This window comes from Mycoplasma bradburyae, assembly GCF_024338845.1.
GTDB lineage: Bacteria > Bacillota_I > Bacilli_A > Mycoplasmatales > Mycoplasmoidaceae > Mycoplasmoides > Mycoplasmoides bradburyae.
The window spans coordinates 176760-199990 of the sequence record NZ_CP101414.1; the positions used below are offsets into that span (position 1 = coordinate 176760).

General features: G+C 30.7%; 17 protein-coding genes and 9 tRNA genes. 25 read left to right on the plus strand and 1 reads right to left on the minus strand.

Annotation, left to right across the window (positions count from 1 at the left end):
* The first annotated feature begins 5 nt into the window (after positions 1-5).
* The 14 genes from gpmI (at position 6) to NMG68_RS00815 (ending at position 6523) form a co-directional block, all read left to right on the plus strand.
* Positions 6-1514 (plus strand): 2,3-bisphosphoglycerate-independent phosphoglycerate mutase, encoded by a 1509-nt coding sequence (gene gpmI / locus NMG68_RS00750; protein ID WP_255034806.1) that lies wholly within the window; start codon positions 6-8, stop codon positions 1512-1514.
* A gap of 23 nt (positions 1515-1537) precedes the next feature.
* Positions 1538-2377 (plus strand): energy-coupling factor transporter ATPase, encoded by an 840-nt coding sequence (locus NMG68_RS00755; RefSeq protein WP_255034807.1) that lies wholly within the window; start codon positions 1538-1540, stop codon positions 2375-2377.
* Entirely contained in the window at positions 2350-3306 is a 957-nt protein-coding gene (locus tag NMG68_RS00760) for an ATP-binding cassette domain-containing protein (protein ID WP_255034808.1), read from the plus strand. Before NMG68_RS00755 ends, NMG68_RS00760 begins: the two co-directional genes overlap by 28 nt.
* Positions 3290-4459 (plus strand): energy-coupling factor transporter transmembrane component T, encoded by a 1170-nt coding sequence (locus NMG68_RS00765; RefSeq protein WP_255034809.1) that lies wholly within the window; start codon positions 3290-3292, stop codon positions 4457-4459. The genes NMG68_RS00760 and NMG68_RS00765 overlap by 17 nt, the downstream gene beginning before the upstream one ends.
* 7 nt (positions 4460-4466) lie before the next feature.
* A complete protein-coding gene (gene truA / locus NMG68_RS00770; RefSeq protein ID WP_255034810.1) occupies positions 4467-5180 on the plus strand; it encodes a tRNA pseudouridine(38-40) synthase TruA in 714 nt (237 codons plus the stop codon).
* 280 nt (positions 5181-5460) lie between these two features.
* A tRNA-Cys gene (locus tag NMG68_RS00775) sits at positions 5461-5534 on the plus strand.
* Between the two features lie 64 nt (positions 5535-5598).
* Positions 5599-5675, plus strand: a tRNA-Pro gene (locus tag NMG68_RS00780).
* A 6-nt stretch (positions 5676-5681) separates the two neighbouring features.
* Positions 5682-5758: transfer RNA gene (locus tag NMG68_RS00785), tRNA-Met, on the plus strand.
* A 4-nt stretch (positions 5759-5762) separates the two neighbouring features.
* Positions 5763-5838 (plus strand) — tRNA-Ile (locus NMG68_RS00790).
* Positions 5839-5932: 94 nt separating this feature from the next.
* Positions 5933-6023, plus strand: a tRNA-Ser gene (locus NMG68_RS00795).
* A gap of 59 nt (positions 6024-6082) precedes the next feature.
* Positions 6083-6158: transfer RNA gene (locus NMG68_RS00800), tRNA-Met, on the plus strand.
* Between the two features lie 4 nt (positions 6159-6162).
* Positions 6163-6236, plus strand: a tRNA-Asp gene (locus tag NMG68_RS00805).
* Between the two features lies 1 nt (position 6237).
* Positions 6238-6313 (plus strand) — tRNA-Phe (locus NMG68_RS00810).
* A gap of 133 nt (positions 6314-6446) precedes the next feature.
* A tRNA-Arg gene (locus NMG68_RS00815) sits at positions 6447-6523 on the plus strand.
* A 173-nt stretch (positions 6524-6696) separates the two neighbouring features.
* On the opposite strand, the gene NMG68_RS00820 is transcribed toward NMG68_RS00815, so the two are convergent.
* Positions 6697-7518, minus strand: coding sequence for a DUF6856 family protein (locus tag NMG68_RS00820; RefSeq protein ID WP_255034811.1), 822 nt, complete (start codon positions 7516-7518; stop codon positions 6697-6699).
* Between the two features lie 58 nt (positions 7519-7576).
* On the opposite strand from NMG68_RS00820, the gene NMG68_RS00825 reads away from it, so the two are divergent.
* The 11 genes from NMG68_RS00825 (at position 7577) to NMG68_RS00875 (ending at position 23215) form a co-directional block, all read left to right on the plus strand.
* A complete protein-coding gene (locus NMG68_RS00825) occupies positions 7577-8494 on the plus strand; it encodes a tRNA (adenosine(37)-N6)-dimethylallyltransferase (RefSeq protein WP_255034812.1) in 918 nt (305 codons plus the stop codon).
* Positions 8487-9533, plus strand: coding sequence for a radical SAM family heme chaperone HemW (gene hemW, locus NMG68_RS00830; RefSeq protein ID WP_255034813.1), 1047 nt, complete (start codon positions 8487-8489; stop codon positions 9531-9533). The genes NMG68_RS00825 and hemW overlap by 8 nt, the downstream gene beginning before the upstream one ends.
* A 106-nt stretch (positions 9534-9639) precedes the next feature.
* On the plus strand, positions 9640-12591 hold the full coding sequence (locus NMG68_RS00835) for an AAA family ATPase (RefSeq protein WP_255034814.1): 2952 nt from the start codon (positions 9640-9642) through the stop codon (positions 12589-12591).
* Positions 12591-13637: a signal recognition particle-docking protein FtsY gene (gene ftsY, locus NMG68_RS00840; protein WP_255034815.1), complete on the plus strand. Its 1047-nt coding sequence runs from the start codon at positions 12591-12593 to the stop codon at positions 13635-13637. Before NMG68_RS00835 ends, ftsY begins: the two co-directional genes overlap by 1 nt.
* A complete protein-coding gene (locus NMG68_RS00845; protein WP_255034816.1) occupies positions 13618-13938 on the plus strand; it encodes a DNA-binding protein in 321 nt (106 codons plus the stop codon). The genes ftsY and NMG68_RS00845 overlap by 20 nt, the downstream gene beginning before the upstream one ends.
* Positions 13939-13985: 47 nt before the next feature.
* Positions 13986-14591, plus strand: coding sequence for an MPN555 family protein chaperone (locus tag NMG68_RS00850; RefSeq protein WP_255034817.1), 606 nt, complete (start codon positions 13986-13988; stop codon positions 14589-14591).
* Positions 14591-14881, plus strand: coding sequence for a DUF3217 domain-containing protein (locus tag NMG68_RS00855; protein ID WP_255034818.1), 291 nt, complete (start codon positions 14591-14593; stop codon positions 14879-14881). Before NMG68_RS00850 ends, NMG68_RS00855 begins: the two co-directional genes overlap by 1 nt.
* 8 nt (positions 14882-14889) lie before the next feature.
* On the plus strand, positions 14890-16614 hold the full coding sequence (gene thrS / locus NMG68_RS00860; protein ID WP_255034819.1) for a threonine--tRNA ligase: 1725 nt from the start codon (positions 14890-14892) through the stop codon (positions 16612-16614).
* Between the two features lie 12 nt (positions 16615-16626).
* A complete protein-coding gene (locus NMG68_RS00865; protein WP_255034820.1) occupies positions 16627-17451 on the plus strand; it encodes a hypothetical protein in 825 nt (274 codons plus the stop codon).
* A 128-nt stretch (positions 17452-17579) separates the two neighbouring features.
* The gene (locus tag NMG68_RS00870) at positions 17580-22406 is read left to right on the plus strand and encodes a hypothetical protein (protein WP_255034821.1); all 4827 of its coding nucleotides are present in this window, start codon (positions 17580-17582) and stop codon (positions 22404-22406) included.
* A complete protein-coding gene (locus NMG68_RS00875; protein WP_255034822.1) occupies positions 22406-23215 on the plus strand; it encodes a phosphotransferase in 810 nt (269 codons plus the stop codon). The genes NMG68_RS00870 and NMG68_RS00875 overlap by 1 nt, the downstream gene beginning before the upstream one ends.
* The last annotated feature ends 16 nt before the right edge of the window (positions 23216-23231 follow it).

Consider the following 23231-nt stretch of genomic DNA (forward strand, 5'->3'; position numbering starts at 1 on the left):
TTACTATGAAAAAAGCTCTGTTAATGATTCTAGATGGGTATGGAATTAGTTCAAATACCCATGGTAATGCTGTTAAAAACGCTAAAACCCCACATTTAGATAGTTTAATTAATGATAATCCCACAGTTATGCTAGGAGCTAGTGGTGAAGATGTTGGATTACCTGCTAATCAGATTGGTAACTCAGAAGTTGGTCATTTAAATATTGGTGCTGGAAGAATTATCTACACCGGTTTATCTTTAATTAACAACGAGATTAAAACTAAGAAGTTTTATGAAAACTCTGCGTTATTAAACGCGATTGATCACGCTAAGAAAAATAATTCTAAACTACACATCCTAGGATTAGTATCTCCAGGTGGAGTACATGCTCATATTAATCACATCTATGCAATTATGGAATTAGCTCACAAGAATAATGTGTCAGCTGTTTTACATGTATTTGGTGACGGAAGAGATGTTCCGCCTACAAGTTTAGAATCTTACTTAGATGAATTGATTCAAAAAACTCGCGCTACTAACACTAAGATCGGGACAGTTGCTGGTAGATTCTATGCAATGGATCGTGATCAAAGATGGGATCGTATTGAATTAGCATACGATAACTTATTATCTAATTCTGGTAAAGCTTATGATTGTATTCGTGAGTATGTTAAACAATCATACGATGAGAATATTACTGATGAATTCATTGTTCCTGGATATAATCAAAACTACAAAAAAGAAGATATTACGATTCAAGATAATGATGCAGTTTGTTTTGCAAACTTCAGACCTGATCGTGCTAGACAATTAAGTCACTATATTTATGGTTCTGATTATTATGATCAAAATCCAAAACTAAGAAGAAAAAATCTTTACTTTGTAACAATGATGCAATACGAAGGTATTAATCCTTCAGCTATCTGTTATCCTCCAAAGATCGAAAAGAACACCTTAGGTGAAGTATTAGCTAATGCTAATAAGAAGCAATTAAGAATTGCTGAAACTGAAAAATATGCTCACGTTACCTTCTTTTTTGATGGTGGTGTTGAAATTGATTATAAAAACGAAGATAAAGTTTTAGTGCCATCTAGAAAAGATGTTAAAACTTATGATTTAGCACCTGAGATGTCAGCTAAAGCTATTGTTGATGAACTGCTTAAAGTTTATCTAAATTACGATGTAACAATCCTTAATTTTGCTAACCCTGATATGGTTGGTCACACTGGTAATTACGAAGCAACCGTTAAGGGTCTAGAAGCATTAGATGAACAGATCGGTAGATTACTAGAAGATGCTAAAAAGAATAATGTAACCATATTCTTTACTGCTGATCATGGTAATGCTGAAGAGATGATTGATGAAAACAATCAAAAAGTTACTAAACACACAACTAACGTTGTTCCGTTTAGTGTTACTGATAAATCAGTTAAGTTTATCAAACCAGGGATTTTAGCTAATGTGGCTCCAACAATCCTTAAATATATCGGTGTAGAGATTCCTAAAGAAATGGATCAAGAACCATTAATTTAGATTAACTTATATAATATAGATAAATGGATAAGAAAAATTGCGTAATTAAATTTGAAAACGTATCGTTTTCATACAATACCAAAAAACAAGTTCTAAAAAACGTATCTTATGAGATCTATGAAAAAGAATACGTTTGTATAGTTGGTCATAATGGTTCTGGTAAATCGACAATGTCAAAACTACTTACTGGGATCTTAAAACCACAATCAGGAACTATCTATTTATTTGGTTATGCAATTTCACGAGATAACATTAAGTTCTTACGTGATAATGTTGGGATTATATTTCAAAATCCCGATAACCAATTTATCGGGATTACAGCAGAAGATGATATTGCTTTTGGTCTTGAAAATCGTAAGATTCCTAGAAGTGAGATTAAAAGAATTATTGATTCTGTAGCTGATCAAGTAGGTATTAAAGAAATCTTAAAGTTTGAACCACATAAATTATCTGGTGGACAAAAACAAAGAGTAGCAATCGCTTCAGTATTAGCAATTAATCCTAGTATTATCTTATTTGATGAATCGACATCAATGTTAGATCCTAAAGGTAAGAAAGATATTAAGAATTTCATGTTACAACTACGTAACCAAGGAAAGACTGTTATTTCAATTACTCATGATATGGAAGAAGTGGTTAATTGTGATCGTGTTTTGGTTATGGATCATGGTAACCTGATCAAACAAGGTAATCCGCATGAAATCTTTAAGGATAAACAATTCTTAAAAGAGATCAATCTAGATATTCCCTTTAGTTTAGATTTAGCAATGCAATTAAACGAACTTGATAATAAAATACAAACTACATTAAAATATAACGAGTTAATCGATAATATATGTTCAAGAGTAGATCAAAAAGATTAAGACAAGAAATTACTCCTTTAGTAGATAATGAAGTTTTAAAAGCTCAAGGACTAAAGTGTGTTTTTGATGAAGGTACTCCCGAAGAATTCTGAGCGTTAAACGGGATTGATTTTACTTTTGAAAAAAACAAAATTTACTGTATTATTGGTAACTCTGGAAGTGGTAAATCAACTTTAGTGACGCACTTTAATGGGTTGTTGGTATCTAAATACGGATCTTTATCAATTCGTGATTTTAAGAATAACAATGACATTGTTATTTCCCCAGCTACTAAAAAGATTAAAAATTTTAAACGCTTAAGAAAGATTATCTCAATGGTATTCCAGTTTCCAGAATACCAATTATTTAAAGATACGATCCAAAAAGATATTATGTTTGGTCCGATCGCATTAGGGGTTAGTAAAGAAGAAGCTGCTAAACTTGCTAAGTTTTATCTTAACCGAATGGGATTGGATTCTTCTTATTTAGATGTTAGTCCGTTTGAACTATCCGGAGGACAAAAAAGACGGGTGGCAATTGCTGGAATTCTTGCTATTCAATCTGAGATCATTATCTTTGACGAACCAACTGCAGGACTAGATCCAAAGGGTGAAAGCGAGATGGTTGATTTGATTCTTGAATCCAAAAGAGAAAACAAAACCGTGATCGTGATTACCCACCAAATGGAAAAAGTTCTTGAGATAGCAGACGAAATCATCTTATTAAATGAAGGTAAGATCTTAACATCAGGTAAACCTTATGAGATCTTTACCGACCCAGAAGTAGTCTTAAAAACTTCAATAACCCTACCAAATGTAATCCAGGTAATTAACGATTTGTCATTAAAAAATCCTTTGTTTAAAAAACTGTATGATTACCAACCAAGGAATATAAAACAATTAGCTCAAGCAATAAACGAAGTAATAAAAAAACATGAAGAACGCAATTAATGGTTATATCTTAAGTAACTCGATTGTTCATAAAACTAACCCATCAATTAAATTGATGATTTTTATTGCTTTTGTGATAATCGTTTTCTTACCAACGGGATTAGTTTTTCAACTGATCACAATTTCAATAATTTCGACAATCTTTATGATTTCGAAATTACCTTTTAAAATTTACTGATCAACATTAAAAACAATAATAATAATGTTTTTATTCTTGTTTTTAATCAACTGGTTTACTTATCGTAACCCAGGGTTTTTAAATATCTCAAGTGTTTCAAATCAACATAATTACCTATTAATAGGTAATTATGAAGATAAGATTGTGGCTAATCTTTATGATTATGATTTCTTTAGCAAGAATCAATTCCCAATTTTTAACTCCAAAACTAAGATGATGATTAGTTTTGGAGATGTATTAAATATCGTTCAACAAAAAAGATCAGATTTAACATTTGAACAAGTACAACAATTTTTTAAAATATCAGTACCTAAAGTAGCGGGTGCAGACTTAGTGCAATTCAGTTTTAATCCCGATAGTTTGGTATTAAAACCAGAATATTTCTTTAATTGATACGCTTTAAGTTTTAAAACTTTATTTATTACTTTATCGATCGTATTAAAGATCTTTATGATGGTTTTATTGGCTACAATATTAACATCATCAAGTACATCAATTGAATTAACATTCGGGATTGAACAATTACTGTCACCTTTAAAGTTATTAAAAGTGCCAGTGAATTCTTTAGCAATGACGATTAGTATCTCGATTAGATTCGTGCCTTCATTGTTATTAGAATCTCAAAGAATTCTAAATGCACAAGCATCTAGAGGAATTGATTTCAAGAATGGTAATTTTATTGAACGATTGCGTTCTTTAATATCATTAATTATCCCGATGGTATCGATCGCGTTTAGAAACGCAGGTGAGTTAGCTAACGCTATGGACGCAAGAAGCTACAACCCTAGATTTGCTAGAACAAGATACCGAATCTTTAAAGTTCATGCTTTAGATCTATTTGTTTATACGATCTTAATGATTATCTTGGGATTCTTTATTTTTGTAGCTTCTTCTAGAATCTTCTTTGGAGTATTTGGATCACCTGAATGAATGGTAATTGGTTTGGGAGCAAACGTTGGGCAATTTAAATCGTAATGTACTAATGAATATTACATACCACGGAACTAAGTTTCATGGTTATGCAATTCAAAAAGATTATGTGAGTGTTCAATCCAAACTACAAGACGCATTAGAATGAATCTATGAACAAAAGATTAATGTTAATGCAAGCGGAAGAACAGATAAAGGAGTACATGCGATCAATCAATATATTAGTTTTTATATCGATGATCGGATTAGTTTAGAAAAACTTCGCGAAATTTTAAATCGTTATGGTCTTAACCAATGATACATCAGATGGATCAAAGATGTTGATAGTAAGTTTCATGCTAGATTTAGCGCTAAATCTAAGACCTATCTTTATTTAATTGATTATTGTTCTAACAATCCCTTATTTTATGACCATGCTTGGATTGTTAATTTTAAATTGGATTTTGATCTGATTAAAAAAGCAATACCGATCCTGGAAGGAACGCATAACTATTGATCGTTTTCAACAGCTGATAAAGATAAAGGTAATCGAACAGTTCACAAGATTGATCTAAAGATTGAAAACGATAAGATCTATATTTATGTAACAGGCAATGGATTCTTAAGATCTATGGTGAGAATGATTGTGGGGGCTTTATATAATATTGGAATTAAAAAATATGATCTTAACCACCTTAAGTGGTTATTAGATAATCCTAAAAAAGGTAAAGCAATTACTAAAGCTCCAGCTAGTGGGTTATACTTATATGATGTTTATTATGAATAAAGACGCTTATGCGTCTTTATTTTATTTATTGATTATATGATGTTTCGATAAATAGATAATCTAACGATATAGACTATATTTAGTAGATATTTTATAAAGTACAATAAATTGTTTTAGTTCTTGTAATTATTAGTTATTCATAGTTAATTTATATAAATTAACTTATGATTAGTTATTTTTCTTATGTTGTTATTAATTAAATTAAGGTTAAATATTAGTTATTATTAAATTTATTCATCAAATATTTAATATTTTGTTATAATCTATTAGGTTAAATAATGGTGCCTTAGTCAAGTGGTAAGGCTTGGAGCTGCAACCTCCACATCGTCAGTTCGATTCTGACAGGCACCTCCATGTATGTCCGGGGCGGAATTATATTTTGGTTCGACTCCAAAAACATACGCCAAATAATTATCAACGGGAAGTAGCTTAGCTTGGTAGAGCACTTGGTTTGGGACCAAGGGGTCGCAGGTTCAAATCCTGTCTTCCCGACCAGTTTATGGCTGGATACCTCAGTTGGTTAGAGGGCTCGGTTCATACCCGAGTTGTCGTGAGTTCGAATCTCACTCCAGCCACCATGTTGGATCTATAGCTCAATGGTTAGAGCCCCCGACTCATAATCGGTTGGTTACAGGTTCAAGTCCTGTTAGATCCACCAGTAATATTAAAAAAATTTAGTATAGTACTTAGTTTTTTAATTTTCTTATAAAATAAATAGCAGGTATTATTGCTAAATAAGTACTATCTTATATGGATGCTTACCCAAGTGGCTGAAGGGTTCGGTCTTGAAAACCGAGAGTGGCTTAACGGTCAGCGGGGGTTCGAATCCCTCAGCATCCGCCATTAATAGAAATAATTAATATTTTTACACATTATTATATGTTATAATAATGTGTATATATCGCGGGATAGAGCAGCCGGTAGCTCGTCAGGCTCATAATCTGAAGGTCGTTGGTTCAAATCCAGCTCCCGCAACCATTATGGTTCCTTGGTGTAGTGATAACATACCTCCCTGTCACGGAGGGGTTGCGGGTTTGATTCCCGTAGGAACCGCCATGGTCTTGTAGCTCAGTCGGTAGAGCAATGGTCTGAAGAACCATGTGTCGGCAGTTCGATTCTGCCCGAGACCACCATTATTATCGTTATTCATAATTAATAACTATTAATTACATGCATTAATAGTTATCTCCTTCATATAAATAGTTTAAATTACGCATGAAAATGCGTAATTTTTATTACGATATATTATAATCCTATAAGGAAAATGTCGGCATAGCTCAACCGGATAGAGCATCAGTTTGCGGAACTGAAGGTTACAGGTTCAAGTCCTGTTGTCGACGCCATTAATAATAGATTTCATATTACATAACCTCATAACAACAATATACCTGTTATGAGGTTTTTTTCATGTATTAAATAAAGATTTATTGGTTAGTTTTTATTATAAGCATAAAAAAACATTACCTTATATCAAGGTAATGTTTATGAATAATTAAATAAAACAATTATATCTTAATTAAGATCTTGTATAAACACCAGTTAGGAAGCTTGAGAAGCTATCATCAATAGTTAAATCTTGATTAACTAATTTATGGTTTTGAATAGTTGATGATTGTAAAACAAATGATTTGTTAGCTGGAGCTGATGAACCCATATAAAAGTGAGGCGTAATTTTACCGCTACCATCATTAGTGAATGCGATGTTCATTATTTTTGTTGTTCCATCAACACGATTTAATCAGCCACTTGTTTGTTCTGGATATGTTTTAACTAAGAACTCAACAATTTCTCTATATGTTTTAGCTGATTGATCGTTTCTTACATATTGATTAGAACGATCTTTTTCTTCTTTAGTAGCTTTATCATCGTTTTTCTTATCAGGGTATTTAGAAAACGGATTTAATTGGTTAGATGGAGCTCTTTGATCAGAAAGTTCATCTCTATATAATAAGAAAAGAATCCCATCTTTGTAACTAGGGTTATCTTGAGGTGGTTGTCATTTTTTAATAGCTCTAGCATAAGGACCTTCTCATTTTAAACCACTACTTAAATCACCACCATCAATGAAGTAGTTTTGAGCTGGATCGGTGTTAGTTAAAATTGTTAATACGTAATCACCGTTATTAATTAGGTTAGTACCATAAACAGCTGTTTGAACTGGAGATTTTAATTCGTTAGTTATACTTTGTAAAGATACTTTATTATTAACATCTTCAGCTGAAACAACTTTAAAAAACCCTGGACTAGTAGCTACTGTACAACTTGTTAAAGCAAAACTCAAACCAAAAGCTAGAGAAGCTAGCCCTGTAAGTTTTGAAACAATTTTGTTTTTATTCATATATTTTTATTTATTAACAGATAATATTATATAAAAAGATAATAATAATAGTTGGCATATGATTCATTCAAAAAGATTAATTTTAGTCATTGGTCCAACTGGAACTAAGAAATCATATTTAGCGAATAAATTAGCTATTAAATTAAACCTACCGATCATCTCAGCAGACGCTTTTCAAGTGTATAAAGAGCTAAATGCTGGTGTTAATAAACCATCAGAAAAAATATTATCAGAAATTAACTATCACCTTGTTTCTGAAATCTCAATTTTTGATGACTGATCAATAGCTCATTTCAATAAAAAAGCTAAAGCGATTTTAGAACAATCACCTGATTGAACTATTGTATGTGGAGGAAGTCATCTCTATATAAATAGTTTAATTAACGATTACCAGTTAGATAATGAAGAACTTGATATCGAACTATTTAACAATCTAGAAAAACTAGAAAATACCGAGCTATTTAATCAGTTAATTAATTACGATAAAGAAGAAGCTAATAAGATTGGAATTAACAACAGAAAACGATTATTACGCGCTTTATATTTATTTAAAAAACGCGGTAAAAAGTCGAAAAATGACACTAAAAAATATGATTATATAGTTGTTAAATGTATGTCAGATAAAGATCAACTTTTTGCTTATCTAAGCGATCGATTAGATGAAATGATAAATGATCTAAATTGAATTAAAGAAATTGAATATTTAGATAAAATAATTGAAGCTAAAAAACTAGATAAACAACCAATAGCCATGAAGGCTCTAGGCTATCCAGAAATCTATCATTCTTGAAAAAATAATTTACCCATAAACAAAGAAGAAATAAATAAGAAACTTAAAAAGTTAGTTAAGCATCAACTAACCTGAACAAGAAATAAATTTAATGAAGGTTTAAAAGAATTTAGTTTCAATTTCTTTAAGGATGATCCTGATAAGCTTTGTAATGAGATAATTTCGTATATAAAAAATAATGACTAGACACTTATATATTCATCTCCCATTATGTCAAAAAATATGTACTTTTTGTGACTTTAAAAGAGAATTAATTGATCGTTATAACCCACAAAAAGTAGTTCAAGATTTAATTGATGAGATAGAAAGAAAACAGTTTAATAAAGAACAGTTTTTAAGTATATATTTAGGTGGAGGAACTCCTAATATATTTAGCGATGAACTTTTAGATTATTTTTTATCAAAAATTTCAAAATATGCGGCAAAAACGTGTGAATTTACTATAGAATGTAATCCAGATTTAATTACAAAATCGCAAGCAAAAATATTCAAAAATAATTTAGTAAATCGAGTGTCTGTTGGTGTGCAAATAATTAACAACAAAATCCTTAAATACTTAAACAGAACACATGATATTAATCAATGTTATGACGCTATCAAAAATTTATATGATGTAGGCATTGATAATATTAATATCGATTTAATGTATGCTTTACCGCACATGAAAAAAGAAGATGTTTTAGAAAATATTGAATTCATAAAAAAAACTAAACCTAATCATGTTTCGTTTTATGGATTAGATTTAAAACCAGGTGCATATCTAACTAAGACTCCATATGAAATAGATTTAGATGAAGAAGCAATGCAATTAAGATTAATGAAAGCAGAGCTTAATAAACTGAAATACAAACGTTATGAAGTGGCTAATTGATCACGTCTAAAAAAATATAGATCTGTACATAATTTAGCTTATTGATTAACTAAAGATTACGCCGCTATTGGATGAGGGGCTCATGGATTTGAAAACCGCACAACTTACTATTATGATGGCAAGATTGATAACTGAGAAATTAAATCAAATTTATTAACTGATGATCAATTTTATCAAAGGGTTTTAATGATGGGTTTAAGACTCAAAGATGGCATAGATATAACTAAAGAACCATTTAAGACTGCTTATGAAAAATACAAAGATAAACTTAAGTATGTTTCAATAAAAAACAATTATCTTAAAGCTGACAACATCGATTTATTGAATGTGTCAATCATCGATATTTTTAATTAATATATTAGTAATAATACTAATAAAAAGATAGTCCTGGCATGGGTGTTTATTTTTCTATATAATTTTATTTAATCTTGCTAATAAGTAAGATCAAGGTTATTTCCATATGTTATTTCTAAAAAAATTCCATGCCCAAGGATTCAAGTCCTATGCGGATAATATAAACTTCTCGTTCGACGAACACGTAACAGGTATAGTAGGACCTAATGGTTCAGGTAAATCGAACGTTGTAGACGCCTTAAAATGAGTTTTAGGGGAACGTTCTATGAAAAACTTAAGAGGGAAAACTAGTGATGACGTTATTTTCTTTGGTTCTCAAGAAAAACCAGCATCTAAGTTTGCAGAAGTAAGTTTAACATTTGATAACTCTCAAGGTTATTTACATGATAAAAGAAAAGAGATAACTGTTACTAGACGTGTTTATCGTGGTAGCGGTGTATCTGAATACTTAATTAATGATGAACCATCTTCATTAAAAGAAATTAATGATATATTCTTGGATTCAGGACTTACTAAAGGTTCATTATGTATTATTTCGCAAAACACGGTATCAAACTTTATTGAAGCTAAGCCAGAAGACCGTAGACAGATCTTTGAAGATGCTGCTGGTATTGGTAGATATGCTAAGAAGAAACAAGATGCTATTAAACAGATTGCTAGAACTAACGATAACCTAAAAGAAATAACGACTATTGTTAATGAACTTAATAGAGATCTTAAAAAATTAGGTCAACAAGCTGAAAAAGCTAAACTTTATAGCGAAACCAAAGAAAAGCTTAAAGAATTAGAAGTAACCTTATCAGTTAATGAATATTTAATATCTCAAAAAGAAATTGAAACATTATCTGAAGAAATTTCTAAGATTGACGAGCGTTTAGCTAAAAACGATCCACAATTACAAATCAATCAAGAAAAGTTAGAAACGTTTAAAAAGCGTTATGCTACTGCTGATAACAATGTTCAAAAGATTCAAGATGAATTACAAAAGATCTATGATGAAATCGCATCATTAGAAAAACGTAATGTATTTAATGATTTACAACTAAGATCAGATCTAGATTCTAACGATAAAAATAAGAAAATTAAGGCATTAGAACAACTATTAAAATCAGCAGAAGAACAATTAAAGAAATACTTTAATTTAATAACTACCTGAGAAGAAGAATTAAAAACGCAACAAATCGAAAAAAACGATTTATCAATTCAATTAGAAGAACTTAAAAAAGAATTATCTGCTCATCAAGTTAAACGTTACCAAGCGAATTTACAATTACAGTTTTTACAAAATCAAAAACAACAACAATTTGCTCAAGACATCGGGGTAAGTACAGTATTAAACAACAAAGACGCTATTGGTGGTGTGCATGGGATTGTTCAAGATTTTATTAAAGTTGATGAACAATACGAAGTGGCGATAGCTACTGCGCTTAATAGAGCGGCTAAAAATATTATTGTTGATAGTAACCAAGACGCTATTAATGCTGTTAATTTCTTAAAAGCGAACAGAGCTGGTAAAGCTACATTCTTACCATTAGCTAACTTAAAAGATCGCGAAGTTAAGCAAGAACACCTTGAAGTATTAAATCAAGTTAGTGGTTATTTAGGTGTTGCTTGTGATCTAGTTAGTTATCACGACAAATACGACCCAGCAATCAGAGCATTATTAGGACAAATAATTATTGCATCAGATTTAGAAACGGCTACTAAAATTTCTAAATATACTTACCAACTTTATCGTGTTATCTCATTAGGTGGTGATATCGTTAACGCAGGTGGTGCGATTACTGGTGGTGCTGAGTCTAAACAAGCTCATACATTATTTAATGTTGATGAGAAAATTGACTTCTTTAAAAACGAAGTTTCTGTATCTGAAAAAAACATTAATGAATTAGGTAAAAAGATTGAGTTTTTAACTGCTGATTACCAAAAGAAAGAAAACGAATTTACCGAGAAAAAGAACGGAATTCAACGTTATCAAGACCTTGTTGTTATTGAACAAAAAAAGATCGATGATTACAAGATTCAATACGAACAATTAACTGATAAAACTTTTGACGGTGAAGAAGTTAAATGGGATGATAAAAAAATCAAGACCGAGTTATTTAGTTTAGAAACTAAGAAGACAACTTTAGTTCAAGATTTAAAAGTTAATCAAGAAGCTAAAGAAATGTATCAAAAACAAGTTGCTCAACTTGAAAAAGAAGTTAATTCATTCCATAGAGAAATTGATGATGATAAGAATGATAAACTAAAACACCGTGAATTATTAACTAAACACGAAAATATCATTTATTTATCTAAATCAAAGATTAATGAATCATATGGAATGGCAATTGAGTTTGCAATTGAAAACTATAACAAACCATTACCTATTTCATTGTCTCAAGCAAAAAACGAAGTAGTTAAGCTTCAAAGCACCTTAAATAATCTAGGTGCTATTAATATGGAAGCTATTGAAGAATTAGATATCAAGAAAGAACGATATGAAAAACTTTATAGCCAACAACAAGAATTAATTAATGCTCGAGAAAGAATTAATGAAGCGATCATCAAACTTGATGAAAAAGCAATTCAAGAATTTGATCAATTAATTAATGATTTGAATAAAGAATTACCTAAGACTTTCTATTACTTATTTGGTGGTGGTAACTGTGAAATTCGTTATTCAAATATTGAAGATAAATTAACTAGTGGTATTGAAGTATTTGCTTCGCCTCCTGGAAAAAATATTGGTAACCTAAATTTACTATCTGGTGGTGAAAAAGCATTAGTTGCGTTATCAGTTCTATTTAGTATTCTTAAAGTTTCTTCTTTCCCATTAGTAGTTCTAGATGAAGCTGAAAGTGCGTTAGATTTAGCTAACGTTGAACGTTTTGCTAACATCATTAAGAATTCATCTGATCAAACACAATTCTTAATCATTACTCACCGTGAAGGGACGATGGTTAAATGTGATAAATTAATTGGTGCTACGATGCAAACTAAAGGTGTTACCAAAATGTTATCAGTATCTTTACATCAAGCTAAAGATCTTGCTGAAGAAGTTGAGGGTGATTAATGAGTTTTATTAAAAAATTATTTAGCAAATTCAAGAAAAAACCAGACACGGTTGAAGAACTAACTAAAAAGAATCAAGAAAATTCATTATTTGAATCTAATCAAGAAAAGTTTGATGATGGCTTAAAGAAAAGTTCTAGTTCATTTTCAGACATCATCAACCAACTATCAACCAAATACGTAACTCTTAATGAAGAGTTTTACGAAGATCTATTTGATTCATTTGTGCAATTAGATATTGGTTATAATGCTACTAAAAAGATTGTGGATGCAATCACTGAAGAGATTAAATACCAAAAGGTAATTGATCCAACATTAATAAAACAAATTATTGTTGATAAATTGTTTGTATACTACATTCAAGATAGTGAAGTAAATATCGACCTAAATTATCAAAATGACCGGCAAAATGTCTTTTTAGTAGTAGGTGTAAATGGTGTTGGTAAAACCACTTCAATTGCTAAGCTTGCTAACTATTATAAGAAGTTAAATAAGAATGTTTTATTGATCGCTGCTGATACATTCAGAGCAGGTGCTGTAGAACAACTTAATATCTGAGCTAATCGATTAGGAGTTGATATCTATAAAGATGAAACCAAGAAAGATCCAGCAGCTGTTATCTATGAAGGTTTAAGCTATGCTAAAGATAAAAACTATGATTTAGTAATCTGTGATACCTCTGGTAGATTACAAAATAAAGTTAATCTTATGAATGAATTGAAAAAGATTAACGGTGTGATTGAAAAATTCATCCAACGCAAAGTTGATGAATCACTGCTAGTATTAGATGCGACAACTGGTCAATCAGGCTTGATGCAAGCTAAAGTTTTTCATGAAGTAAGTAACATTACAGGAATTATTCTTACCAAGATGGATTCATCTTCTAAGGGTGGAATCATTTTAGGGATAAAAGATCTATTTAATATACCTGTTAAATTAATTGGATTAGGCGAAAAACTCGATGATTTAGTAAGTTTTGATTTACAAAAGTATTTAATTTCATTAACTGCTAATCTTAAGTTAGATTATGAAAAAACAGCCAATTAATTTTGAAGAATGAAACTTATTAAATGAGTTATTTAGTTGTTATCAAAAACTTTTATCTGAAAAGATCACAATATACTTAGAAGAGTTTTTAGTCAACAATCTTTCATACAATGAAATTGCGACAACATACAATGTTTCCAAGTATGCTGTATATGATCAGATTCAAAAAGGAATTGAACAATTAAAAGAATATGAAAAACTTTTATTGTTAAACCAATTATCAAAACAAAGAATTGAGCTTTATCAATCAATTGTAGATAATGAATTGAAAGCTAAGTTACTTAAGCTAGAAAACAAATAAAGAATTTAAAAAATATTAAAATTAAAGATAAACAAAAGGTAAATAATATGTCATCAAAATTAAAATTAAAAAAAGATATCGATTACTCAACTGAGATTACAGTTTCGCAATTCTTTATTGATCCTGCGATGTTGCAACAACAAAGAGAAAGAATTAAAGCAGCATTACCTAAAGAAATGAGCGATGAATCAATCATGCAATATGAATTGTTACAATTAACAATTAAAGATAATCTGTTCTCAGCAATCATGAACTATTTAGCGGATCATTTCGAATTCGAAATGTCAGAAGAACAAATGAAATCAGTTATCGAACAACTAAAATTATCAGGTGTTAATGCTGATGAAAATATTCTGAAGAATATGGCAGATAAGATCATCAAAAAAGGCTTAATGTTCGATCATTTTGCTAAAGAATGAAATGTTAAAGTAACTGATGAAGAAGTTAAAAACATGCTGGATGCTTATTACGAAAAAACTAATCAATCAATCCACGATGTTTTGAATGACAAAAACAAATTTGAATCTGTAAGAGTTTCAATCCTTGAAGAAAAAATGGTGATGAAAACAATTAGCAAATTTGCTCTTAGATTCAATTTACAAAACCCTAATTACCAAGAAGAATCAAGTGATTCTGACAAGAGCGTTAATTAATGTTAAACACTGTTTTATTACAAGGTTTAATTGAAAGCTACAAATGATCCAAGAATAAAACAGGGTTTTATGTAACAATTACTCAAAAACGAAGATTTGGCAACAACACCTTTACGGATTACTATGTGATATATGCTAATGATCAATTGGGTAAGGAATTAGAAAAATACGTATTAAACCACGAATATTTAGCAATCAAAGGATCACTGACCACCTATCAAGATAAGAAGACTAAAATCTGAAAAACTCAGATTTTAGCCGAAAAAATCTTACTTAATTACAAAGAATAGAATTTTATATGCTTAACTACTTTAATACAGCTTTATTAATGCTTCAAATCGTTCTAAAAAAACAAGACGAAGCAATCAAGTTTGGGCAACTTCAAGTAAATGATCAAGGATTTTATCTAGATTATTTATCTGAAACAATCAAGATTAACCCAGAAGACTTTAACAAATTAATTAAGTCATTAACTAAACTAACCTCATCAGCTAAAACGATTAAAACATTAGAAGTTGATAAACAAAAAGCTAATGAACTATTAATTAATCAACCACACTTATTAGAACTAATTAATGAATCTAACGAAGAATTAGTTAATTTAGCAATCGTTGATGAAGAATATTATTATTTACCAATCAAAGGGTTATTAGATAACACCAAACTAGTAAAAGCATTTAATTTCCAATCAGTGGGTGGTGCTTATTTTAAAGGTGATAAAGATAATGTTGTGATGGTAAGACTAAATGGTTTTGGTTTTGAAAATGACAAAGTGATGCAAGACTATTTAGCTGTAATCGAAGAACAACGCCAAAGAGATCATAGAAGAATTAACAAGATTCTTGAACTATTTACCTTTAACCCATTAGCTGGTCCAGGGATGCCGATATGACTACCTAATGGTCAGATTGTAAGACAACTAATTGGTGATTACGTACACAGCGTTCAGAAAAAATTCGGTTTCTCATTCGTAAACACCCCAGTTTTAGGTAGTGTTGATCTTTATAAGAAATCAGGTCACTATGCTCACTATTCTAAAGATATGTTCCCAGAAATGAAGTTATTAGATGGTGATAGCATGATGTTAAGACCTATGACTTGTCCTCATCACTGTTTGGTATATCTAAATAAACCTAGACATTATGATGAACTACCTATGCGTTTATCAGAAGATGCTTTATTACACCGCTACGAAGCTTCTGGTGGGCTTACAGGGCTTGAACGCGTTAGAGCAATGATGTTATTAGATAATCACATTTTTTGTCGTTTAGATCAAATTAAATCAGAGATCTTAAACTCATACAATGTGATTAAAGAAGTTATCAATACCTTTAATCTAAAATTCCATAGAATAGATTTATCTTTACATGATCCTAATGATAAAGAAGGTTTTATTGATAACCCAGAAATGTGAAAACGTTCTGAAAAACAATTAGAAGACGCTTTAATTGATCTAGGTCTAGAATATACTAAGCAAGTAGGCGAAGCAGCTTTTTATGGTCCTAAGATTGATTTCCAAGTAAAAACTGCTCTTAATAAGATTATTACAGTATCAACTATTCAATTAGACTTCTCTTTACCTAGTCCTGAGAAGTTTGATATCAAATATAAAAACAAGAATAATGAATATGAGCAAGGGGTAATTATTCATTTAGGGATAATTGGTACTTATGAACGATTTGTAGCCACTTTATTAGAACAAACTAAAGGAGCGCTTGATCTTTGATTGGCGCCTAAACAAGCAACAATTATTCCAGTTAATAATTCTGTTCATTTAGAAGGTTGTAACAAACTAGCTAAAATCCTAGAAGGTTATGATTTAAGAATAAGTGTTGATAGTCGTGATGAAAGATTAAATAAGAAGATCCGTGATGCGCAAATCAACAAGATTCCTGTACAGATTATTGTTGGGGATAATGAATTAAATGATCTTAATCAAATAACTTATCGTTTATACGGTCAAGAGGATTCAAACCAATTAGGTATAGATAAGTTTATCGATTTATTTAAGAAACCTTATTAATAAAACTGATAGATGAATAAAAATAAGTTATTAATTATCGATGTGGATCTCAGGACGATTTATGATTCAGGTTATGATATTCAAAAATTAACAGAATTTATTAAAGAATTACAAAATCGTTTTGAAATCCTTGTTAGTTCAACAAGTTGGCACAAAAACATCATTAACTTTATCAACTTAGTTAATCTAGATGTAAATGATGTCAATTTAGTAGCTTCAGATGGAGCTTGCTTATGAAAAAAATCTGATAAGAAATTTTATTACGAAGGATTTTTTAAGAAAAATGATTATGATTTAATTAACCATTTTGCTTTAATCAAACAATCAGGAATCGTAATCGAAGGAGCTTCTAGTGTAGATAGTTATGACAATCTGATGACAACCTACTTCTTAAATTACAATGCAATTAAAAAAGCTAGTTTAAGATGAAAATACCGGATGGATTGGAATAATGATTATGCAACTTTTAATGAAGCTCTTAATAAAATGTTGGTAAGTCAGATTTATTTATACAACATTAAAGAATGAATTAACTCAGAAGATTTTAATCAAACTATATTAGATAACGAACGGTTTGATTTCATTAAACTAAATGACGATGACGGATTGTTTATTAATAAAAATATTAATAAATACAAAACGATTAAAAAACATTTTGAAGATCGGTTTTTAATCTACCTATCCTTAAACAATAAAATTGATCTAAGTTTATATGAGCGTTTTGATTATTGTGTAATCCCGACTAATATGAATGAAGAATATAAAAATAATGCTCATTTCATTTACGAACCAAATGACTTAGATTCCTTATTAAAAAATCTCCAATCGATAATTTAGAAAACTTTTTTATTATTTAATAATAAGTAAAACTCTTTAACAACTAGAGCTTATAATAAGTTAATATAAAGATATATAGAATTTAAAAATTGTGCTAAACCATCAAATTGAATGGGCGATAAATAACAATGAACCCGAAGTTTTATAAGAAATTAATTAAGAATTTAACAAAATTAAAAAAGAAAGCATTTAAGAAATATGGTGCTTATGATTTTAATTTTGCTTATGATATCAAAGCTAAGTTTTATTTAGTTGGTATTAATAATGAAACTGGTGAAACTTTTAACTTAATGAAGCCTAAAAAAGCTTTACCTAGTGAATTATTTGGTCTTGATCACCAACCGTTTAGCTTTGTAAATAACCATTATTATATAGATGCTATCAGCAGTGAAACTGGTGAACAAGCATTATTAAGATACAACGTTATTGATCAATCATTGATTAATACTGATACTAATGACGTTGTAGATCCTGCTTTTTATACAGATCTTGATGGATATGAACTAGATTTTTCTAGTTATTATGGTTCTGCTATTGATCTAGCAGAAATGCCAACTGAAGATGAAGTAACTTTAGATGATGGTAGTTATGATAATATCCAACAAGAAGAAGGCGAAGAATCTCAAGAACTTACTGAAGCAGCAGAAACTACAGAAGCTTATGATCCAACTCAAGCAGTAGAACCTACTCAAGATTATGATCAAGCTCAACAAGACCAAGCTTCATTAGAATATGTTGATCCAAACGCTCAAGTTGGATATGATCAACAAGAATACAACCAAGCACAATACGATCCAACTCAAGCTTATGGGGATATGAACACCCAAGCTTATGATCAAACCCAAGCTTATGATCAAGCACAATATAACCAACCAACTCAAGGTTATGGTGATATTAATGCTCAATATGATAAAGCAGCAGGTTATATCGATCCAACTCAAGCACAAAACTTTGATCAACAAACCCAAGCATTCGATCAAGTCCAAGGATTTGATCAACAAACACAATACAACCAACAAGCACAATTCGAACAACAAGCCCAAGGATTTGACCAACAAGCACAATTCGATCAAACACAAGGATTCGATCAACAACAATATAATCAGCCTCAATTTGATCAAACACAAGGATTTGATCAACAAGCACAATTCGATCAAACACAAGGATTCGATCAACAATACAATCAACCTCAATTCGATCAACAAGCGCAATATAACCAACAACCTCAATTTGACCAAGCTTATGCTGATGTTAATGTTGATAATGGTTACAACCAACAAGCACAAACTTATGATCAAGCACAATTTGATCAACAACAATACAACCAAGAATACACTGATCCTGGACAGCAAGTAATTGATCAACAACAAGATCAATATGAACAACAACCTTTAGAACAGCAACCAGTTGAAGAAGTTCAAGATCAACAAACTGTTAATGAACCAGTAGTTGAACAACCAGTAGTTCAACCACAAGAACCAGAAGAAGAAATTCATGAACCTGTTAGTGTTCAAAAACAAACTGTTGCTAAACCAACTCCTAAGAAACAGCCGGCTAAGAAGATTAGATATGCTATTAAGAAGCCGTTACCTAAACCTGAAGCTAAGTTGCAAGAAGAAGTTGTTGAAGACATTGTTTCAACACAACCAGAAGTTTTAGAAACACAAAATCCTTCAGTTAATGAACAAGTTGTTGCTCAACCAGTAAGTGACAATCAACCAGAAGTAGTTCAAGCTGAACAAGCTGTATCTGAACAACCAGTTGTAGAAGATGTAGTTATTAAACAACCAGAACAAGAACAATCTGTAGTTGAAACTAAGGTTGAAGAAGCTATAGTTGCTCAACCAGTTCAAGAAGAAGTTGAAGCTCAAGTTAAAACTGAAGTTGAACAAGATCAACCAGAAGAAGAACAACAAGAACAAGTTCAAACTCAACCAGACGCTCAAGTTGATCAAGATCAATCTGAAGAAGTAATTGAAGAAGTTCAAGTTCAAGTTCAAGCTCAAAAAGAACAAGCTCAAGCTGAAGAAGTATCCGAAGCTGATTCTGAAATAGAAGAAGAAATTCAAGAAGAACAACAAGAACAAGTTGTTGAAACTCAAGCTAAAGAAAAATCTGAAGCAGAAATTGAATCAGATGAAATTGAACAAGTTGAAGAACAACCTGAAACTAAAGTTAAAGAAGATTTAATTGAATTAGCTAACGAACAAACAAAAGAAGAATCAGATGAAGATAATTCTGATTTTGATAACATTCTTTATCTAGAAGAAGATGATGAAGTTATCCAAGAAGCTAAACCAATTGAATCTAAAGATGATTCAATTACTATCCAACAAATAGAACAACCTGCTGAACAAAAAGCTAAGAAGAAAGTAAGTTTAGCTGACTTAGAACAAATTCCTGTAGTTATTAACTTACCTAAATTTGAAACTCCAAAAGTTCAAGTTGTACCAAACAATAACAAGGTTGATCTAAACAAGAAAGAATTCATTCAGTTCAAACCTGAAGTTGCGCAAGTTTCTAATAAACCATCAATTCATTCTAGTAATATTCAAAAACAACCATTTGTTATTGAAAAACCTAGTCCGTTAATTGAAAGAGTTGCTTATGTTAGTCAAAACATAACACCAATTCCACAAATAATTAAGACTCAAACTCAACATGATAACAGCAATTTATTATCTAAATTAGATGATAAATTCAACCTTGTTAATACTAAGACTAAACCAAAACAAGAACCAATTGATATCAACGAAATCAAATTATCTGACTTCTCAATTAAAAAACAACCTACGAAGTTAAGAGACTTTGAACCAATTGAAGAAAAACCTTCTAAACCAGAAGAGGTTAAAGTTGAATCAATTAAACCTGAACCAGTTCAAGAGTTAATTCAACAACCAACTCAACCTAAAGTTCAACCTGAGATCACTAGATTAGAAGAATTAGTTGAAATCAGACAAGATCAAGAATCAATTAGAAAACTTGAAAGTTTAGTTGAAGAAAACCGTAAGTTAGTTGATCAAGTTAAACAACTTAATGAACAAAACAAAAAAGTTGATACTAAACCTGATTTTGAAGAAGTAGCCAAAGAACTAGTTGAATACTTAACTAACAAGATTAAAGAAGTACCAACTCCGGTTGTAAAAACTGAAGTTGTTAAAGAAATTGTTAGACAAGAACCAACTTACATCGAACCTACTAGACAAAAATCGCTTCATGATACTTCAAGAAGAGAATTAGAACAAGGTGAACCTGTAAGAGTATTAAAACAATACGTGGAAGAATCTGACGATCTGCTTAACCGTGTTGTTGCTACTAAACACAAACAACCAACAGCTGAACAATTAGACTTTTTAGTTCAACAAGTAGTTGATGCAGAAGAAGATGACGCACCAATTACTCCGATAGCAACTAAGAGAACAGAAAAAACAATTCAACAAAAACTACAAGAGCTATCTGAAGAACAAACACAACCAGTTGTTCAAGTTCCTGTAATTACTCAAGAACAAGCACAACCTGCAATGCAACTTCAAGTTATGCCTGGTATTAACAATGTTCCGGTTCAACAAGCGTTGCAATATCAACAACCTATGATGCAACCGATGTTAAATCAGCAACAGATCTTAAATAGATCAGTAATGCAAAATCAAACAATGAACTCTGTTGCAGGACAAATTAATCCGACACAACAAATTGTAGAACCAATTGTTCCAATTCAGGCTCAAGTTCAACCTAATACATTTAATCAACCTCAACCTAGTCAAGTTGTTCAAACTCCTATAACTCCTCAACAAGATATATTTGAACAAAAACTATTCTTAGAACCTGAAATTCAAGTTCAACCACAGGCTTTATACACAGCTTCTAGAGATCCTAAACCAGAACCAACTATTAACCAACAACCAGTTTATTCTGAATCTAGAGTTCAACCTACGGTTAGATTTGATGCTCCTAGTCAGCCAGATTCTAAAGTTGCATATCATTCAACTAAAGAATTTGATGATCGATACAATGAATATGATTCTAGATATCCTCAAGAATCAGAACCACAAGGATACGAACAAGTTCAATACGATCAACCAGAACAACAACAAGTTGAAGAGTTTTATGAAAAACCGGTTGATAGAATTAATCAAGCTAATGAATATCAAGATTTAAGATATCAAGAACAACCAACTAAATATCAACAAGCTCAAACTAGATATCAACAATCTGAATCTAGATATCCTCGAGATAATAGATTTAGTCAAGAACAAAGATATCCTCAAGATCCAAGATTTACTCAAGAACCTAGATATCAAGAAGATCCAAGATTTGTTCAACAACCTATATATCAAGAAGAACCAAGACTTGTTGAAGAAGTTAGATATCAAGAAGATCCAAGAAGAATCATTACTTCATCTAGTGAGTCATCATACGAACCGAATTACTACAACAATAGAAAACCGTATCAACCATACGAACCTAGAAGAAGTAGTTATGAAATTAGAAAACCGGTTGCTTATGATCTAGATAAACCTTCTAGAAGATACCAACAATTACCTATTAGACCAAATAATAGTGTTGAATCTAGACAATTAACAGTTCCTTCTAACAACAGACATTTATCAATAAGAGATACTAACTACTTAAGATACAAAGAAGGTTATGGATATGATTATGATCGTCCATCAACTCAATACTATAGATCTAATTATGATACTTATGTAAAAGAAGTTAGAAGACCAAGCGCTCAATCAACTTCTATTAACGCATTAGTACCTAGACCTGTAAGTATGTACCAACCAGTGCTAGCTCCTTATCGTAGAATGCCTGCATCTAGAAGAATGGTTCCTTTACCTCCTTCAGTAAGAAGAGTAAGCTACTCAGGCAGAATGTCACCTCCTAGAGTTGTTAGATCATACAATCAACAACCTTCAATGAGAAGATCACCATTAACTAGAGGATACTGATAATGAAACCAAATCAAGATGTCGCATTAGAATTCTTTATAACACATACTGACTACTTAATTAATGATGTAGTCAGTATCCAAGAGATTCATAATGGCTTTACTAATATTTCTTATCTTTTAAAAACAAAAGATAATAAACAATATCAAGTCAGGTTTGCTCAGAATAACGAATTAGTCTCGCGAATTAATGAGTACGAAGTAATCAAACTATTAAATAATGATTTGTTTATCTTCTTTGATAAACAAACAGGAGATTGTATTAAAAAATGAATCCCTGGTAAAGAAGTTGATTACTTTGATAAACTAAGACTTGATAATTTAGCTAAAGCTATTAAACAGATCCACCAAGTAGATATCTCGAATAGTTCAATATTAAAGATTAATTACTTGGCAGGAATAGATAACGCTAAATTATCAACCAGACACAAGAAACTGTATTATCACTTAATCAATAAATACAAGAACTTGCCTCAAACACTAACGCATTCAGATCTGAATGCTCACAACATGTTGGTAGATCAAAATAATCAAATTCATTTGATTGACTTTGAATGGTCAAGGATTAACACCCCTTATTTTGATCTAGCTAATATGGCAAGAGAATCCTTAAACTTACAACAAGCTTATTATCTTGTTGAAAGTTATCAAGGATTAGATAAAACAATCTTTAATGATTTTTTAATTATCACTTGTATCTTTGCTTTGATATGAACTTATAATATGGCTCAAACTGATAAGATTATTGCTTATCGCAAAGAAGTTCAAAAGCGTTTAGATCTTTATCTAAAGCTATTTATAGGTAATATCTAAATTATAGAAGCTTGTG